Source organism: Coleofasciculus sp. E2-BRE-01 (assembly GCF_040221695.1).
Taxonomy (GTDB): Bacteria; Cyanobacteriota; Cyanobacteriia; order Cyanobacteriales; family Coleofasciculaceae; genus Coleofasciculus.
The window spans coordinates 1-16,225 of sequence record NZ_JAVKEA010000150.1 but is presented as its reverse complement, the minus strand read 5'-3'; the positions used below and the strand labels follow the sequence as shown (position 1 = coordinate 16,225).

Annotated in this window: 11 protein-coding genes and 1 pseudogene; 9 read left to right on the top strand and 3 right to left on the bottom strand. The window is 46.9% G+C overall.

Features of this window, described 5'->3' with window-relative positions:
* The 5 genes and pseudogenes from RIG66_RS18690 to RIG66_RS18670 form a co-directional block, all read left to right on the top strand.
* Window positions 1–259 (top strand): annotated as a pseudogene (locus RIG66_RS18690) (hypothetical protein); the annotation flags it as partial.
* A gap of 180 nt (window positions 260–439) precedes the next feature.
* Window positions 440–958: a DUF2518 family protein gene (locus tag RIG66_RS18685; protein ID WP_446380262.1), complete on the top strand. Its 519-nt coding sequence runs from the start codon at window positions 440–442 to the stop codon at window positions 956–958.
* A gap of 96 nt (window positions 959–1,054) precedes the next feature.
* Window positions 1,055–2,212 carry an iron-containing alcohol dehydrogenase gene (locus RIG66_RS18680; protein WP_446380261.1) on the top strand — a complete coding sequence of 386 codons (1,158 nt, stop codon included), beginning with the start codon at window positions 1,055–1,057 and terminating at the stop codon, window positions 2,210–2,212.
* Between the two features lie 123 nt (window positions 2,213–2,335).
* On the top strand, window positions 2,336–3,115 hold the full coding sequence (locus RIG66_RS18675; protein ID WP_446380260.1) for a hypothetical protein: 780 nt from the start codon (window positions 2,336–2,338) through the stop codon (window positions 3,113–3,115).
* Between the two features lie 232 nt (window positions 3,116–3,347).
* Entirely contained in the window at window positions 3,348–4,568 is a 1,221-nt protein-coding gene (locus RIG66_RS18670; RefSeq protein WP_446380259.1) for an aspartate aminotransferase, read from the top strand.
* Between the two features lie 359 nt (window positions 4,569–4,927).
* Here RIG66_RS18670 and gcvT read toward each other — a convergent pair whose 3' ends face one another.
* On the bottom strand, window positions 4,928–6,052 hold the full coding sequence (gene gcvT / locus RIG66_RS18665) for a glycine cleavage system aminomethyltransferase GcvT (RefSeq protein ID WP_446380258.1): 1,125 nt from the start codon (window positions 6,050–6,052) through the stop codon (window positions 4,928–4,930).
* Window positions 6,053–6,374: 322 nt separating this feature from the next.
* Here gcvT and RIG66_RS18660 point away from each other — a divergent pair, with 322 nt between their 5' ends.
* Entirely contained in the window at window positions 6,375–6,662 is a 288-nt protein-coding gene (locus RIG66_RS18660) for an RNA recognition motif domain-containing protein (RefSeq protein WP_446373907.1), read from the top strand.
* A gap of 282 nt (window positions 6,663–6,944) precedes the next feature.
* Here RIG66_RS18660 and RIG66_RS18655 read toward each other — a convergent pair whose 3' ends face one another.
* Window positions 6,945–9,008, bottom strand: coding sequence for an ABC1 kinase family protein (locus RIG66_RS18655; protein ID WP_446380257.1), 2,064 nt, complete (start codon window positions 9,006–9,008; stop codon window positions 6,945–6,947).
* A 205-nt stretch (window positions 9,009–9,213) separates the two neighbouring features.
* Between RIG66_RS18655 and recN the strand changes: the two genes are divergently transcribed.
* Complete coding sequence (gene recN / locus RIG66_RS18650) at window positions 9,214–10,983, top strand: DNA repair protein RecN (RefSeq protein WP_446380256.1); 1,770 nt, start codon at window positions 9,214–9,216, stop codon at window positions 10,981–10,983.
* A gap of 62 nt (window positions 10,984–11,045) precedes the next feature.
* Here the strand turns inward: recN and RIG66_RS18645 are convergent, their stop codons facing one another.
* On the bottom strand, window positions 11,046–11,252 hold the full coding sequence (locus tag RIG66_RS18645; protein WP_446380255.1) for a hypothetical protein: 207 nt from the start codon (window positions 11,250–11,252) through the stop codon (window positions 11,046–11,048).
* Between RIG66_RS18645 and RIG66_RS18640 the strand changes: the two genes are divergently transcribed.
* Window positions 11,240–13,867 carry a GAF domain-containing protein gene (locus RIG66_RS18640; protein ID WP_446380254.1) on the top strand — a complete coding sequence of 876 codons (2,628 nt, stop codon included), beginning with the start codon at window positions 11,240–11,242 and terminating at the stop codon, window positions 13,865–13,867. The two genes, RIG66_RS18645 and RIG66_RS18640, sit on opposite strands and share 13 nt — an antisense overlap.
* Before the next feature lie 244 nt (window positions 13,868–14,111).
* On the top strand, window positions 14,112–16,106 hold the full coding sequence (locus RIG66_RS18635) for a CHASE2 domain-containing protein (RefSeq protein WP_446380253.1): 1,995 nt from the start codon (window positions 14,112–14,114) through the stop codon (window positions 16,104–16,106).
* Window positions 16,107–16,225 lie beyond the last annotated feature (119 nt).

Sequence of the window (16,225 nt, the reverse complement as noted above, 5' to 3'; positions counted from 1 at the left end):
GTCTGATGTGGCGGCTGCCCTGGCAATTGCCAGAAGAGGAATGAAGTATAGTGAGAGATTGCCGCGCTCTGTGTCCGCCTATCTTGGAGTGAATCCGAGAAAGCACGTATGGAGTGCTCTATATCAATTTAATAATTTTATTGGTCGATGCCCTGTAGTCAATCGTAGACACGATTATTACAGTGTCTCTAACTGGGAACCGTTGGTTAAGGCTGATATCGAGCAACAACGCCGGGTATCAGCCAAGCGTAAGCGTTAACGGTTATCGATCAAAAGTTACACCGTGGACTTATACCAAGACAGAATTACTTGTGGGTAGGTTTGTCTAGGTTTTTAGAAGCGGTATTCATGGATGAAGCAACGCTGATAGGATAAAAAAGTTACCAAACTGCAACGATGTAGCCATTGGCGTTTATCGAGTCAACACACGTTATCTTCTATGCCAACAACGACTGACTTTCTCACCTATACCCAATGGATAGGCATTCTCACCCTAGTTTGCGGAGTTCTTAGCCTCTTAGGTTTTATCTTTAAATGGGGCATCCGATTTCGGCTGGTGGGAATTACGGGCTTTATGGGGGTGCTGACGGGCGGCTTATTTGCGCTGAGTATCGTCCCGTTTAGCCGTACAGTGATTCCTGGTGCAGCCCGCTTTACCTTAGTCTACGACAACGGAGGCAACCAAACCGTCATCGCTTTGCCCACAACAATCAACGAATCTCAACTGGAAGCTAGTCTGCGCCAAGCCGCCAGCGACTTGTTTTCTTATGGGCGTTTGGGTGGAGCAAATAATCAACTGACGATTCGCGCCCGCACTGTGATCCACCCAGAACCCGGTGTATCTAAACCCCTAGTTGTAGGTAAAATCAGCCGATCGCTGGCTGAACGTGATGATGAACAGATGACTATCAATATTTACAAAGAACGCTTGGCACAATTACCAGATACCTCCACCTGACGTTTCAGGGGAAGTCTTGAAACCAAGTGGGTAGGGGAGATAGGAGAGATAAGGTAAGATAAAAATTCAATTGGCTGAAACCTCTGCTAAAAACTGATGACTAACCTTGCTCCTCCCTCATTGCTGTCGCTCACAGTTGCCCCAGCGCAGGTGTTGCGCGGTGTCCAAGCATTAGCGCAATCTGGAGAGGCGATCGCGTCTTTGGGTCATCGTCCGTTAATTGTCGGCGGGAATCATACCTTGGCGACGTTATCACCGCAGCTAGAACCGATCTTGAAACAGTCGGTGTTAACTTGTGCTACGGCATCTTATAGTCCCGATTGCAGTGAAGTCTCCCTCGCATCCCTCAAAGAAGCAGCAACCTGCCATCAAGCCGACTTAATTATTGGTGTGGGAGGTGGCAAAGCCTTAGACACCGCTAAACTCCTAGCTCATCACTGTCACCTTCGGGTTGTGACAATTCCCACCTCTGCCGCTACCTGTGCCGCTTGGACAGCATTGTCCAATATTTACTCAAATGAAGGGGCTTTCCTGTATGATGTGAGTCTGAATCGCTGCCCAGATTTACTAATCCTGGATTACAGCGTAATTGAAACAGCGCCCCAACGTACCTTAGTCGCCGGAATTGGAGACGCCTTAGCGAAATGGTATGAGGCATCTGTGAGTAGTGGTGATTCGGCTCAAACCTTAATGATTGCGGCGGTGCAACAGGCGAGGGTGTTACGGGATATCCTGTTTCAAAAGTCAGCAGACGCTCTAAAAACGCCAGGGAGCGAGGTTTGGCGAGAGGTAGTTGATGCTTCAGTCTTGTTAGCGGGTGTGATTGGCGGTTTAGGTGGGGCGCAGTGTCGTACTGTGGCGGCTCATGCGGTGCATAATGGTTTAACCCATCTTCCCGGTTCTCACAGCGCTTTACATGGGGAGAAAGTCGCTTATGGAATTCTGGTGCAATTGCGCTTAGAAGAAATGGTACAGGGGAATCAACTTGCTGCATCTGCACGACAACAGTTATTGAAGTTTTATCGCGAAATCGGTTTACCCCAAACTCTTGATGATTTGGGGTTAGGGAATATTACGTTGGCACAGTTGCGCCAGGGGGCAGATATTGCTTGTCAGCCGCAGTCGGATATCCACAGATTACCGTTTGATGTGACACCTGAACAGCTTATGGCGGCGATGGTTTCGACAACAACACCTGTGGAAAAAAATTGCAGTCCCGTTTTATCGGCGGCGATGAATGAAAAATACGAATAGATTTATCCAGTTTTTCAAGAACTGATCGGCTTAGGATTGCACAAGATACAGGGTGAAACTGTCTATAAATAGGTCTGTAGATGCTGTTATAGCTTTACAGTCAAGACGTATTGTTGAAGAAACATGGCTTACTATTGGGTATTTGTGGGAATTTTTCTGCTCATTGGCGTGGGTGGAGGTTATGCGATCGCGTGCCAGAGACTTGCTCAGGATGTGCGATTGCCAAAATTGCGCCCGCTCATTCCCTTCTTTTTAATTGGCGTGGTAATCCCTGGGGCAAGTTCTTCTCTGATTTCTTTTTTAAGAACGTCCTATACTCTTTTAAGCCTCAGTATTCTCTTAGCTGTCTTTACTGCTATCTATCTACTAAGTTGGCGCTGGCGTAAAAAAAAGGCAGGTTGTCTGGTATTAGATTTAGGACAAACCTTAAGCAATAAGTTGTCCTTCGGTTTAGGTTTACTTGAAGTCCTAGGTGCTAGTTATTTTACATTCTCCTTGATCCGGCAAGTTTCACAAGAAAATTACCACTTAAGTACCGATGAAGTTTACGGATTAGGCGTCGCCATCTTTTTGTGGATGTTGGCAATTGTGTTAATCTCCTGGGGAGTAAGCCGACTACAACTTCGGGAAAATGCTTTTTGCTATCAATATCAGATCATGAATTGGCATAAAATTATTTCCTATGCTTGGAAAAAATCAAAACCCAATACGTTAACGATGCGCTTGAAATCAAAGGTTTCATTCTTGCCCAAATTTGTCAGCTTTCCTATTCCTCCAGATAAACGGAATCAGGTTGAGTACATCTTGGCTAACTATGTATCGGGGAAGACACCAGCCGGAATGAGTGTTGATAATTTGGACGTAAAAAGCATACCCTTGAGCGAAGGGAAGGGTCATTTGTAGGGGCGGGTTTAGCCGTTTAATTTGGATACTTAGGGCTAATCTATCAACAAAACCCGCCCTGATCCAATGCGAGAATTTTTGGACAAATGACGTAGCTTGCTTCTCAAGGGAGCGAGTATGACAAATAACAAATGATGCTCCCCATCGCCCAACTTTAATTTTTCCCACCAACTTCAGCGATTTTTCTGGAATACCGATATAATTTTCTAGGTTAGGAACGCTGCATTTTTGAATGAACTTAGATTGGATTACCCCAGCAAAGCGCCTGAGTGCTTTACCCCCTTATGTGTTTGCTCGTTTGGATGAACTCAAAGCCCGTGCCCGTGAGCAAGGGTTAGATTTAATTGATTTAGGCATGGGGAATCCTGACGGTTCAGCACCTGCACCCGTGATTGAAGCCGCTATCACCGCCCTGAATCATCCGATTAACCACGGCTATCCCCCCTTTGAAGGAACGGCGAATTTTCGCCACGCCATTACCAGTTGGTATCACCGTCGCTATGAAGTTACTCTCGATCCCGATAGCGAAGCCCTACCCCTGTTGGGTTCTAAGGAAGGATTGACTCACCTTGCCTTAGCTTATGTCAATCCTGGGGATTTGGTCTTAGTACCGAGTCCGGCTTATCCTGCTCATTTCCGAGGTCCCTTGATTGCTGGGGCTGAAATTCATAGTATGATCCTCAAGCCGGAAAATGATTGGCTGATTGATTTAGCCGCTATTCCTGAGGATGTGGCGCAACGGGCAAAGATTCTCTACTTTAACTATCCGAATAATCCAACAACAGCGACGGCTCCCCGTGAGTTTTTTGAGGAAATTGTGGCTTTTGCCCGTCGTTACTCAATTCTGTTGGTACATGATTTATGTTACGCCGAACTCGCATTTGATGGCTATCAACCCACGAGTTTATTAGAAATTCCAGGCGCGAAGGAGATTGGCGTAGAATTTCATACCTTATCAAAAACCTATAATATGGCAGGTTGGCGGGTTGGATTTGTTGTCGGAAATCGCCATATTATTCAAGGATTGCGGACGTTAAAAACAAATTTAGATTACGGGATTTTTGCCGTATTACAAACCGCCGCAGAAACGGCATTAGACTTACCTGATAGTTATGTGCATCAGGTGCAAGAACGTTACTGTCGCCGCCGAGATTTTTTGATTCAAGGGTTAGCGGAATTGGGATGGCGGATTCCCAAGTCAAAGGCGACAATGTATTTATGGGTTCCTTGTCCACCGGGTCAAAATTCAACGGATTTCGCCCTGGATATTCTACAGCAAACGGGTGTGGTGGTGACGCCCGGAAATGCCTTTGGTGTCGGCGGTGAAGGCTATGTGCGGGTAAGTTTGATTGCGGAGTGCGATCGCTTGGCTGAGGTGTTACGGCGTCTGAAGCAAGCGGGGATTCGCTATCAACCCGAAGCTGTAGCCTCTGGATCACAGAAAGATGGATGACATGAGTGAGGAGTAGAAGTGCGGGGAGATCAGAGATAGGAGAACAGATGACAAATGACAAATAATCTAATTAGGTGATATCAATCCATCCTGTTGATGGATGCTGCCAATTGTTCTGCCCTGACAGAATAAAGATAAAGCCTTGATAGCTAAGGGTTTGGGAGTTGTGCAGCAAGCCTCATCGAAAAGCTTTGCTCATTTCAGCCTACATTGATGCATTAACCTTGTAGGACGTAAGGCTTGCGCCCTTTGGCATTGGTGTCAACTCAAGCTCAAAAAGAAAGCCATACTTTGAGAAATACCCCTCCCTAACCCTCCCCTTGTCAAGGGGAGGGAACTGGAATGAATGACTTTGGTTTCTAACTCGAAGGTTTTTTGGCGCGATAAAAGGGTTTTTTGACGATAACGGCGGGATAAGTCTTACCGCGAATTTCTACCTCTAACTGTTGACCCATCTTGGCTAAAGATGTGGGACAATAGGCAAGCGCGATCGCTTTTCCTAGTGTTGGTGAATAGGTACCACTCGTTACTTCTCCCACGACTTGTCCCTCAGATAGCACCGAGTAACCGTGACGGGCTATATGTCGCCCCTGCATTTCAATCCCCACTAACCGACGTTCCACACCATTGGCTTTTTGGGCTTCTAGTACAGAACGCCCGATAAAATCGCCTTTACGGTCTAAATGTACCAGCCAACTTAAACCAGCTTCTAGGGGCGTCGTCGTATCATCAATATCTTGTCCATAAAGTGCCAACCCTGCTTCTAGTCGCAACGTATCTCTTGCCCCCAAACCACAGGGAGTCACTCCCGCCTGGAACAGACGCCGCCACAGTTCTACCCCAATCTCCGGTTTAACCATCACCTCAAACCCATCTTCGCCAGTGTACCCAGTCCTGGCGATAAATCCGGCTTGATCTAGAATCGTGGCATTGAGATGTCCAAAGGATTTCAGCGCGGTTAAGTCTTCCTGGACAAACGGCTGTAAATAAGTCTTGGCTTGAGGTCCTTGTAGGGCTATCAAGATGTTTTCCTGGGAAAGGTCTTGTAACTTTACCCCCGTGTTGTCCAGTTGCGCTAACAACCACTCTTTATCCTTCTGACAGGTTGCCGCATTAACAATCATCATCGCCTGCGGTTCGCCTGTTTCATCCTCCCCTTGGTGGTAAACAATTACATCATCAATGATGCCCCCTTGAGGATTCAACAATACCGTGTATTGGGCTTGACCCGGTTGTAATCGACTCAAATCTGATGGGACTAATCGCTGTAACGCTTGCCATAGCTGCTTCCCGGTAAAGGCAAATTTTCCCATGTGGGAGATATCGAACATTCCCGCATCGGTGCGTACTGCTTCGTGTTCTTGTCCAATACTGCTGTATTGGACTGGCATTTCCCAACCCGAAAAGCCAGTGAAGCGGGCATTTTGTTCAACCGCGAGGTCAAACAGAGGAGTTCTTGCAAGAGAAGGTTTTGGCTTAGCCACAGATAGTCTTGAGTCACAATGTCTTTCATATTCTACCGAGTTGTCTGACATTAACCTGCTACAAGCCCCTGATCGGGTAAATTGCGATCGCGCCAAGGCATCGATAAGGAGTCAGACTTTGATTAAAGTTGACGGTTAAGATTGGCGAACAGTAAGAATTTGATATCCGTACCCAAATTTGCCAGCCTGTGCTAGCTTAATCATTGAGAATGTGTTCGGTTTCAGTGTTTGTGTTTAGTACAGATTGGCTTTTTTCCTTTCGACTTGACAGACTTGTCTCCGATACCCTCATCTTTATACAACTTTGAGTTTGGAGACAATCATGTCAATTTACGTAGGCAACCTATCCTACGACGTTACTGCAGAAGACCTGAGTGCTGTCTTTGCAGACTATGGTGCTGTCAAGCGGGTGCAGTTACCCACTGATCGTGAAACCGGACGTCCTCGGGGTTTTGGTTTTGTAGAGATGGAAACAGACGATGAAGAAACAGCCGCTATTGAGGCACTCGATGGGGCTGAATGGATGGGGCGCAATCTGAAGGTGAATAAAGCCAGACCTCGCGAAAACAGAGGGGGTAACCGCAAAAACGGTAACTTTTCGCGTCGTTAATAATTCTAATTCACTCAATTAGAATTAGAAAAGAGCCGGGAAATAAATTTCCGGCTCAAAGCTTAAGTAAGCTAAAGCTTACTAAATTTATTCATATCAGCATTGTAGGATCGCCGAAACTTAATAGACCATAGTGGCGTGGCACACCTTATTTGATGAATTAGAATGGGAGACCCGAAACCGTAGGGGCGCAAAGACTTGCGCCCGATTCAATGGTCAAATCTAATCCACAATTTTAGCTGTGCCAAGCCAGTAGGGTGGGCATTGCCCACCGGGAGGATGTCAGTGAATCGCTGCGGCTGGTGGCAGGACGAGTTTGGGTGCAGGCTTAACACTAGAACCATTAGAAGGCTTTTCCCCCTGACTTTGAGTCTCCTGAAGTAAAACTTCCCGAATTAATCGTGCCATCACCCGTTGGGCTAAACCGCCAGCAATTTTTTGTCCCATTTGCTGAGTTTCTGGCTTCATCAAAAATTGAGGGACAAGGGGGGCAAGTTGGAAGGGATCGAAACCGGGCGTATCTTGCAGAATTTGCCAAATTCGTTTGATATGCTCTGCACTTTGCGGCAGTTCTACGACTTTGCTAGTGGATTCTGTTTTTTGCTGTAATCCCACTCGTTGGCGCAGAGACTCAGTTACATTATCAAAGGTTTGACGTCCAAACATATCGACAGCTTTGACAATTTCCTCGATCAATTGCTCCCGAATCAAAACACCACGTTCTGAGAATAAAAATTCTAACGTTTGATTTAAAACCTTATTCAAATCGTAATCTTGAGAATTGGCGGCATTCCGCAATAAATTTTCCAGACGATTCCAGCGGAAATTACCCTCTTTGACGAGTAAGTCTTTTAGAGAAGCGCGTAATTGTGGGGAAGAATCTGTTAACAAACGCTTTGCCACATAAGGATAAGCTTTACTGAGAACCTTGAAGTTCGGATCAACATTAATCGCAATCCCCTCCAATGTGACCAAGGAACGAATAATTAGGGCATAGTAGGCGGGAACTCGAAATGGATACTCATACATCACTTCCGAGAGTTGGTCAGTGATACTTTTGAAATTGAGTTCGGCAACACTAGCGCCTAAGGCATTGTTAAAAACATTAGCAAGCGCTGGAATAATTGGAGTTAAATCCGTATCTTCCGACAGAAACTCTAAGTTCACATAGTCATGAGCTAAACCCGCGAAGTCCCGGTTGACTAAATGAACAACCGCCTCAATCAACCCATAACGCTGATAGGGTTTGACTTCGCTCATCATCCCGAAATCCAGATAAGCCAGCTTGCCTTCCGGCGTGGCTAGTAAATTTCCGGGATGGGGATCAGCATGGAAAAATCCATGTTCCAATAGTTGGCGTAGTGAACATTGCACGCCAACTTCAATTAAATACTTGGCGTCAATGTCTTGAGCTTTAATCGCTTCCAGATTAGTCAGTTTAGTCCCACTGACCCACTCCATTGTCAAGACACGCCGTCCTGTATATTGCCAGTAAATTTTGGGTACATATATATCCTGAAGGTGACCGTAAAGGTTGGCAAAGCGTTCAGCATTACACCCTTCTTGGGTATAATCCATCTCTTCAAAGATGCGGGTACCAAACTCATCCATAATGGCAACCAAGTCACTCCGCACCTGCTTAACATTGTTTTGTACCCACTGAGCGAGGCGGCGTAATATATAAACGTCCAAGGCAATGCGTCGTGCTAAACCTGGTCGCTGAACTTTGACGGCGACGGTTTCCCCTGTTTTAAGTTTCCCTTTGTACACTTGTCCCAGGGAGGCGGCGGCTACAGGTGATGAGGTCAGTTCGGCATAAATTTGTTCGGGGCGATCGCCTAGTTCTTCTTCGATGAATCGAAAAGCGACTTCATTGGGGAAGGGAGGGAGTTGATCTTGGAGCAACGCCAACTCTTCTAAGTACAGGGGTGGCACTAAGTCAGGTCGCGTCGAAAGTGCTTGACCGACCTTAATATACGCTGGTCCAAGTTGAGTTAAGAGTTCCCGCAACTGAATCGCTCGTCGCCGTTCTTTGATCTGTCGGCGACCCCGTATCCGATCCCACCATAGCCCTAAGGCAAAGGCAGCCGTGGGTAAAGTAATCCTGAGTAGCCGTCCTAAGACTTGTAGCGGTGCGCGTCCATATTGAGCTTCAATCGCTACTGGATCATAGCGCAGCGTTTCGGTTCGGTTTTCCGAACACTCCTGTGGTAGCGCTGATCCCGGGGACGGCGTCTGTTCATACTCAACCACAATTGACTCAGGGGGTAAGGGTTCCACTGAGGGATTGAGTTCGGCGATTGAATCTGGCTGGGGAGAGGCAGGAGAAATTGTTTTAAGATTCATATTTATTGCAGGATTCACCAACAGGAGCGGCTCTGTAAAGAATTGTAACAAAAAAATGATTGAGATACCACGCCATTCAGTTTATCCTGATCAGGACTCATGATTAAGCGACAAGGTTGGCTCGATCGGCACGGTAGTATCCACTTATAACTTATGACTTATTTCGTCTTTTAACCGCTTTCTCTAACTATTGGATGAAAATGTTATGTTGCTATCGTTACGGATTCAAAATTTTGCCTTAATTGACCAACTGGAATTGGAATTTGCGGCGGGTCTGAATGTTTTGACGGGCGAAACGGGTGCTGGCAAGTCAATCATTCTGGATGCCATTGATGTCGCGTTGGGAGGAAAAGTCACCCATCGCTTGATTCGCACAGGGGAAAAACGGGCGCTGGTTGAGGCGACGTTTCGCATCGATGGGACGTTGATGGCTTGGTTGAGTGAACAGGAAATTGATTTACTTGATGAAGCGGATTTGGTCTGTAGTCGAGAGATTACGGCTAAACAGAACTCCCTGCGATCGCGATCGCGAATTAATGGGATTTTGGTGAATCGTCGCTTGATGGAACAATTACGCGATCGCTTGGTGGAAATTACAGCCCAAGGTCAAACAGTACAGCTTTTTGCCTCAACTCGCCAGCGGCGACTCCTTGACTTTTACGGCGGTTTCCCGATCAAACAACACCTTGATCAAGTGACTACGGCTTATCTGGCATCTCAGGACGCTTGGCAAGCCCTGCAAAAACGGCGTCAGTCGGAACAGCAGCGCCTACAACGTCTCGATTGGCTAGAGTATCAAACTCAGGAACTGAGCGCAGCTGATCTTGCTGATCCTGATGAACTCACCGAACTCGAACAAGAGAGTCAACGGTTAACTCATGTCGTAGAACTTCAACAGCACAGTTATCAGGTTTATCAGTCACTTTACCAAAATGATAGTGGGGCATTTGCCTGCGCCGATTTATTAGGGGAAGCCGAAACCACGTTGAGTGATATGGCGCAATACGACAGCCAGTTACAACCGATCCTAGAATTGGTCAGTGGTGCTTTAGCCCAGGTGGTAGAAGCCAGTCATCAAATTAATGCGTATGGGGATGGACTGGAAACTGATCCCGAACGTTTAGAAGAGGTGGAAGAACGCATCCGCGCCCTGAAACAAATTTGCCGGAAATATGGACCCACGTTAGCCGATGCGATCGCTCATTACGAAAAACTGACCTCAGAATTGGCTGAACTTCGGGGTAATGGTCAATCCTTGGATGAGTTGGAAAAAAGTTATCGTCAATGTCAGGAAATCTTAACAGAATATTGTAATCAGCTCACCCAGTTACGTCGAGTCGCAGCCGAGGAACTGGAACAGCGTCTGGTGGAGCAACTGAAACCTCTAGCCATGGAAAAGGTACAATTTCAGGTCGCGATCACGCCCATCGCGCCTACAGTGGCGGGTGCGGATCAAGTCACATTTTATTTATCGCCCAACCCAGGAGAACCTCTACAACCGCTAGCAGCAACGGCATCAGGCGGAGAAATGAGCCGTTTTTTATTAGCATTGAAAGCCTGTTTGTCCAATAGTGGCGACCAAGGGGTGACCTTAATTTTTGATGAAATTGACGCTGGGGTATCGGGGCGAGTTGCCAGTGCGATCGCGGAACGACTGCATCACCTGAGCCAGCAAAATCAAGTGTTGTGTGTGACGCACCAACCTATCATCGCCGCCATGGCAGATCGGCATTTCCGCGTCGATAAACAGGTGATCGATCAAACCCTCTTACCCGAAACTAACCAGACAAACACACTCGTTGATCAGGGAATTTCCGAGATTGACCTGCGTACCGTCATTCGCGTCAGTCGCCTCGATCATCATTCTCACCGCCAGGAAGAAATTGCCCAGCTAGCTGGTGGACAATCGGGTCAAGAAGCCATGACGTTTGCCAATTCACTCCTGACCCAAGCCCGTCATTGGCGTCAGAATTAATGGAGATGGTCATTTGTCATTTGTCATTCGTCATTCGTCATTCGTCATTCGTCATTTGTTGATTAGTAATCCTCTTCCCTAGCTCCCTCAGCTCCCCCAGCTTCCCCATCTCCCCCAGCTCCCTCAGCTTCCCCAGCTCCCTCAGCTTCCCCAGCTCCCTCATCTTGCCAATAAAATAAACCTGAGTGGTAAAACTTTAACTGATAGAGTAATCTTATTCGTATGCCAGGAATGTTCTCTGACCCTAACGAGAAATATGACAGCTGCATTTTCACCCAGGTCTGCGGATCACAATGGAGATACCGTTGATATAACGCCAATCTATACTGACGACCAAAGAGCGAATGAACATCAACCTGCCTCTGCTGGTGCCCTAGCGACCACTAATGGAACATTTACGGCGTTTCTTGCCCCCCTGACTCAAGACAGTTTCAAAGAAGTTGTTACGGGGGTGGAAAAGAAGCTCGAAGTTGTTCATCAAACCCTGTCCATGCTCCTCGACAGCCAAGGGTTTGAGACAATTCTGCAGGAGATGCTCAATGCCATCACCTTGAAGACAGCAGAGCTTTTGGGTGCAGACCGGACAACGATATTTTTACTGGATGACAATAAGAATGAATTATTTTCGATCGTCGCCGAGGGTGAGAATGAAAAAACTATAGAACTGCGGATTCCGGCTGATCAGGGCATTGCTGGGGAAGTGGCAACGTTTAAAAAAGTTGTCAATAATCCCTACGATTTCTTCGATGATCCGCGATCGGAAGGGTCTAAAAAGCTCTATAAGACAACCGGATACCGGACGTATACCATGTTGACGCTTCCCTTACTCAATGAGAAGGGAGACTTGGTGGCGGTGGTTCAACTACTGAATAAGCTGAAGCCGGATCATGAGCCTGAGGATGATTTACCCTTAGAAGAAAAAATAGATAAACAAGGGTTTAGCGAAACCGATCAGAAACTTTTTGAAGAATTTGCCCCCTCCATCCGCCTGATTCTGGAATCGTCCAAATCATTTTACCTGGCAACTCAGCAACAGCGAGCGGCGAATGCTCTGATGAAGGCGACTGAATCCCTGAGTAAGAGCAGTTTGGACTTGGAAGAAACGCTCAAGCGGGTGATGGATGAAGCCAAGGAGTTGATGAATGCCGATCGCTCGACGTTGTGGTTGATTGATCACGAACGCAATGATTTGTGGACAAAGATTCCTCAGTCTGGGGGTTCGATGAAAGAACTGCGGGTTCCTGTGGGAGCGGGTTTTGCGGGTCGAGTCGGGCTGACGGGTGAAATTCTGAATATCCCATTTGACCTGTACAATCATCCCGATTCCGAGAAAGCCAGGGAAACCGATCGCAATACTGGCTATCGCACCTGTAGCTTGATGTGTATGCCAGTCTATAACGCCGATGGCGAGTTAATTGGCGTCACTCAATTAGTGAATAAGAAAAAGAAGGGAGAGTTTCCTCCTTACCAGCCCGATCCAGATAAAGAGGAGCAAGATGCACCCGAATGCTGGAAAGCGAGTTTCGATCAAAGCGATGTCGCTTTTATGGAAGCCTTTAATATCCAAGCGGGTGTGGCGCTGCAAAATGCGAAGCTGTTTGCCACGGTTAAACAGCAGGAGCAAATGCAGCGGGATATCCTGCGGAGTCTAACCAATGGTGTAATTTCTACAGACAAAGCCGGTAAAGTTATCGCGGCAAATGAAAGTGCCAAGCAACTGTTGGGCTTTAGTAAGGGAGATACTATCGAAGGGCGATCAGTTTCCGAATTGATCAAAATTAAAGAGAAAGAGGGTAGCCTTGCTAGCTTTGCTCAATTACTACAGAATGGCTTGGACGCCAAAAGTGAGAAAGACCGCAATCAGTACTACCCGGATCAGACGTTGCTAACGCCGAGCAATGAAGAGCATAGCGTGCATTTGTCGATTAATTCCATTGCGGATACTAGCGATCTGACCAATGTGTATGGGGCGTTGGTGGTGATGGACGACATCAGTGATGAGAAGCGCCTCAAGAGTACAATGTATCGGTACATGACTCAGGAGTTGGCAGAAGAACTGCTGAAACTGGGTGATGCCAAAATGGGAGGCGATCGCAAAGAAGTTTCAGTGCTGTTTTCCGATATTCGTAGCTACACCACTTTGACCGAAAAACTCCAAGCTGAAGAAGTGGTGGGAATGCTGAATGAGTATTTTGAATCGATGGTTGAGGCGATTTTCAAGCACAAAGGGACTCTCGATAAATATATCGGCGATGCAATTATGGCGGTATTTGGTTCACCCTTACCCCTACCCGATCACGCCTGGAGAGCAGTACAAACGGCTGTGGACATGCGCCACCGATTGGCAGATTTTAATGCTAATCGTTTAGCCCAGAAAAAAGAAGAAATCCGAATTGGGATTGGGATTAACTCGGACAGCGTAATTAGTGGCAATATTGGTTCGAGTAAGCGGATGGAGTTCACCGCCATTGGCGATGGTGTCAACTTAGGCTCCCGCCTAGAAGGTGCCAGTAAGCAATATGGCTGTGACATTATCATTAGCGAATATACTTTTGCTCCCTGCCAGGATAGGATTTGGTATCGGGAACTCGATTGCATTCGTGTCAAAGGCAAGAATAAGCCCGTCAGAATTTACGAACTGGTGGGACTGCGTTCTGATCCCCTTTCTGCCGAAAAAGAGGAAATTATTGAACATTACCACAAAGGACGGGAGCATTATCTCAACCGGAAGTTTACCCGGGCGATGGGTGAATTTGGCATTATCATGGAAGAATTTGACAAAAATGATAAAGCCGCTGCATTACACCTGAAGCGGTGTCAACATTTTCTCCAAGAACCACCACCGGATGACTGGGATGGGGCTTACACGATGACTGAAAAGTAATTCAAGCAACTAGCCCCCCAAGCACGAGGACTTTTGCGTAGGGTGGGCAATGCCCACCTTATTTATATCTTGCGTAGGATGGGCATTGCTCACCCTACTTATTTATCGTTCTTAAGAGAATTATTATTCAACCGACCTTGAGTCATAATAGAGACCAGTGTCTACTGAATTCTATGTTGATGTTGGCTACAATTCAGGGAAATTCTTGCTAGCGTTAAGGTGTTAGTTGTGAGTAATCAGATACGTGAAGGAAACTAGTGGGGAGTTATCTCAAAACCAGGTTCCCTACGAGCGAAGCGAAGGGTCAAAGCTCTCTGCCTTGTGGTCGCGTCTTAAACGCATTGGTAGTTTGACCTGGAAAAATCCAGCCTTGCTAACCAGTTTGGCGGTTACAGGTGTGTTGCTGGGGACTCGCCAGTTAGCGCTTTTGGAGCCATTGGAGCTTTATGCTTATGATCGGTTGATGCAGTTGCGACCGAGTTTACCCCCTGACCCACGCCTGTTGGTGGTTGAGGTGACGGAGCAGGATATTGAATCCCTAGAGCAGTGGCCCATGACTGATGCGGTGATGACGCAGCTACTGCAAAAGCTACAGCAGCATCAACCGACGGTGGTTGGTTTGGATATGTATCGGGATATTCCCATACCTCCGGGTAACGCTGAATTAACCCAACTCTTTAACAACAGCGATAATCTCATCCCTATTTGTCGGCTAGGGAACGAAACCAAGCGAGGGACTCCCCCACCGAAAGCTGTGCCTCAGGAGCGGGTTGGCTTTGCGGATTTAGCCATTGATGAAGGGGGTGTTGTGCGTCGGGCGTTGTTGTTTCACAATGCCGAAATTCCTGAAGGTTGTAGCACCCGCCTTTCCTTTAGCTTTCAGTTAGCCCGGTACTACCTCGAACAAAAAGGAATTGAACCACAAACGATTACCCAAGACGAACAAGAGTATCTCAAATGGGGAGATGTGGTTTTCAAACCCCTAAAGCCCAAGTCAGGAGGGTATCAAAAGGCGGATGCGGGTGGCTATCAACTTTTATTGAATTACCGCTCTGAGGACAAACTCGCCGATAGTGTCACCCTGACAGACGTTCTCGAAGATCGTCTTGATCCGAGCTTAGTCAAAGACCGCATCGTCCTGATTGGGATTTCTGATCCGGCAGAAAATGATCTGTTTTACACTCCCTACAGTTCCGAAGGGGAAGTCCTGCAAAAAATGCCGGGAGTGGTTGTTCATGGTCAAATTGTCAGTCAACTGCTCAGTACCGTTCTCAATGGACGCAAGCTGTTTTGGTTTATACCTGAGTGGGGAGAAGTGGTCTGGATCGGGGTTTGGTCATTGACGGGCGCTATCTTGATATCCATCACTCACAATATCCGGCAACTGCTGCTGGCTGAGACAGTAGCGATTGGTCTTTTGGGCAGTATATCCTTGATCGTGTTTCTGGAGGCAGGTTGGATACCCGTGATGACGCCTGTCGTGGGACTGGTGATGTCATCTACAGGGGTCTTGGCTTATAGCGCCTACCAAAATCAGCAAGAACGCGCCCATTTTGCCCGTCTACTCCAAGAACAGGAAAATAATCTCATTGCCCTTCAGGGTTTATTACAAGATAGAACCAGCTTTGCTCCAACCACTCAGGAGGCTGAAGATGACGATCAGACTCTGATTGCAGAACAGCAAGAGGTAACCCTAAGCGAAGAAACGGCTATTGCCCCATCGCAGCAGGATGGGGATGGAGAAACGGCAATTTGGACGCCTGATGCAGTTCAGAGCCAACCCGCGCCAACGGTTAAACCATCTGACAATCCCAACCTTTTAGCCGGACGCTATAAGATTAATCGGGTTCTCGGTTCTGGGGGATTTGGTCTCACCTATTTAGCTGAAGATAGCCACAGACCGGGCAAACCAAAATGTGTGGTCAAGCATTTAAAACCCGCCCGTCGCGATGAACGATTTCTCGCCATTGCCAGACGCCTCTTCCAGACAGAAGCAGAAATCTTAGAAAAGTTGGGCAGACATTCTCACATTCCCCAGTTGCTGGCATATTTTGAAGAAAGTCGGGAATTCTATCTTGTCGAAGAATACATTAAAGGAGATTCACTCAGCGACGAGTTACCTGTAGATAAGCGAATGCCAGAAGAGCAAGTGGTCAAGTTAATCAAAGGTCTCTTAGAGATTCTGGTGTTTATCCATGAACATAATGTTATTCACCGGGATAAGCTGTTCGGCATTTAAATAGGGTATAATTAAAATAGGAAATCCGAAAAACGAAAAAAATATGCCAGCCAAAAATTATTTGAAACCCGCTCAAAAAGAAAAATTACAAGTTGCTCTAAAAACCGAGAAAAATGCAG

Excerpts from the sequence above, each read along its gene's own strand:
- RIG66_RS18675 (WP_446380260.1), top strand. The coding sequence starts at position 2,336 with ATGGCTTACTATTGGGTATTTGTGGGAATTTTTCTGCTCATTGGCGTG.
- RIG66_RS18655 (WP_446380257.1), bottom strand. The coding sequence starts at position 9,008 with ATGAATCTTAAAACAATTTCTCCTGCCTCTCCCCAGCCAGATTCAATC.
- RIG66_RS18680 (WP_446380261.1), top strand. The coding sequence starts at position 1,055 with ATGACTAACCTTGCTCCTCCCTCATTGCTGTCGCTCACAGTTGCCCCA.
- RIG66_RS18640 (WP_446380254.1), top strand. The coding sequence starts at position 11,240 with ATGACAGCTGCATTTTCACCCAGGTCTGCGGATCACAATGGAGATACC.
- RIG66_RS18660 (WP_446373907.1), top strand. The coding sequence starts at position 6,375 with ATGTCAATTTACGTAGGCAACCTATCCTACGACGTTACTGCAGAAGAC.
- RIG66_RS18685 (WP_446380262.1), top strand. The coding sequence starts at position 440 with ATGCCAACAACGACTGACTTTCTCACCTATACCCAATGGATAGGCATT.
- recN (WP_446380256.1), top strand. The coding sequence starts at position 9,214 with ATGTTGCTATCGTTACGGATTCAAAATTTTGCCTTAATTGACCAACTG.
- RIG66_RS18670 (WP_446380259.1), top strand. The coding sequence starts at position 3,348 with ATGAACTTAGATTGGATTACCCCAGCAAAGCGCCTGAGTGCTTTACCC.
- RIG66_RS18645 (WP_446380255.1), bottom strand. The coding sequence starts at position 11,252 with ATGCAGCTGTCATATTTCTCGTTAGGGTCAGAGAACATTCCTGGCATA.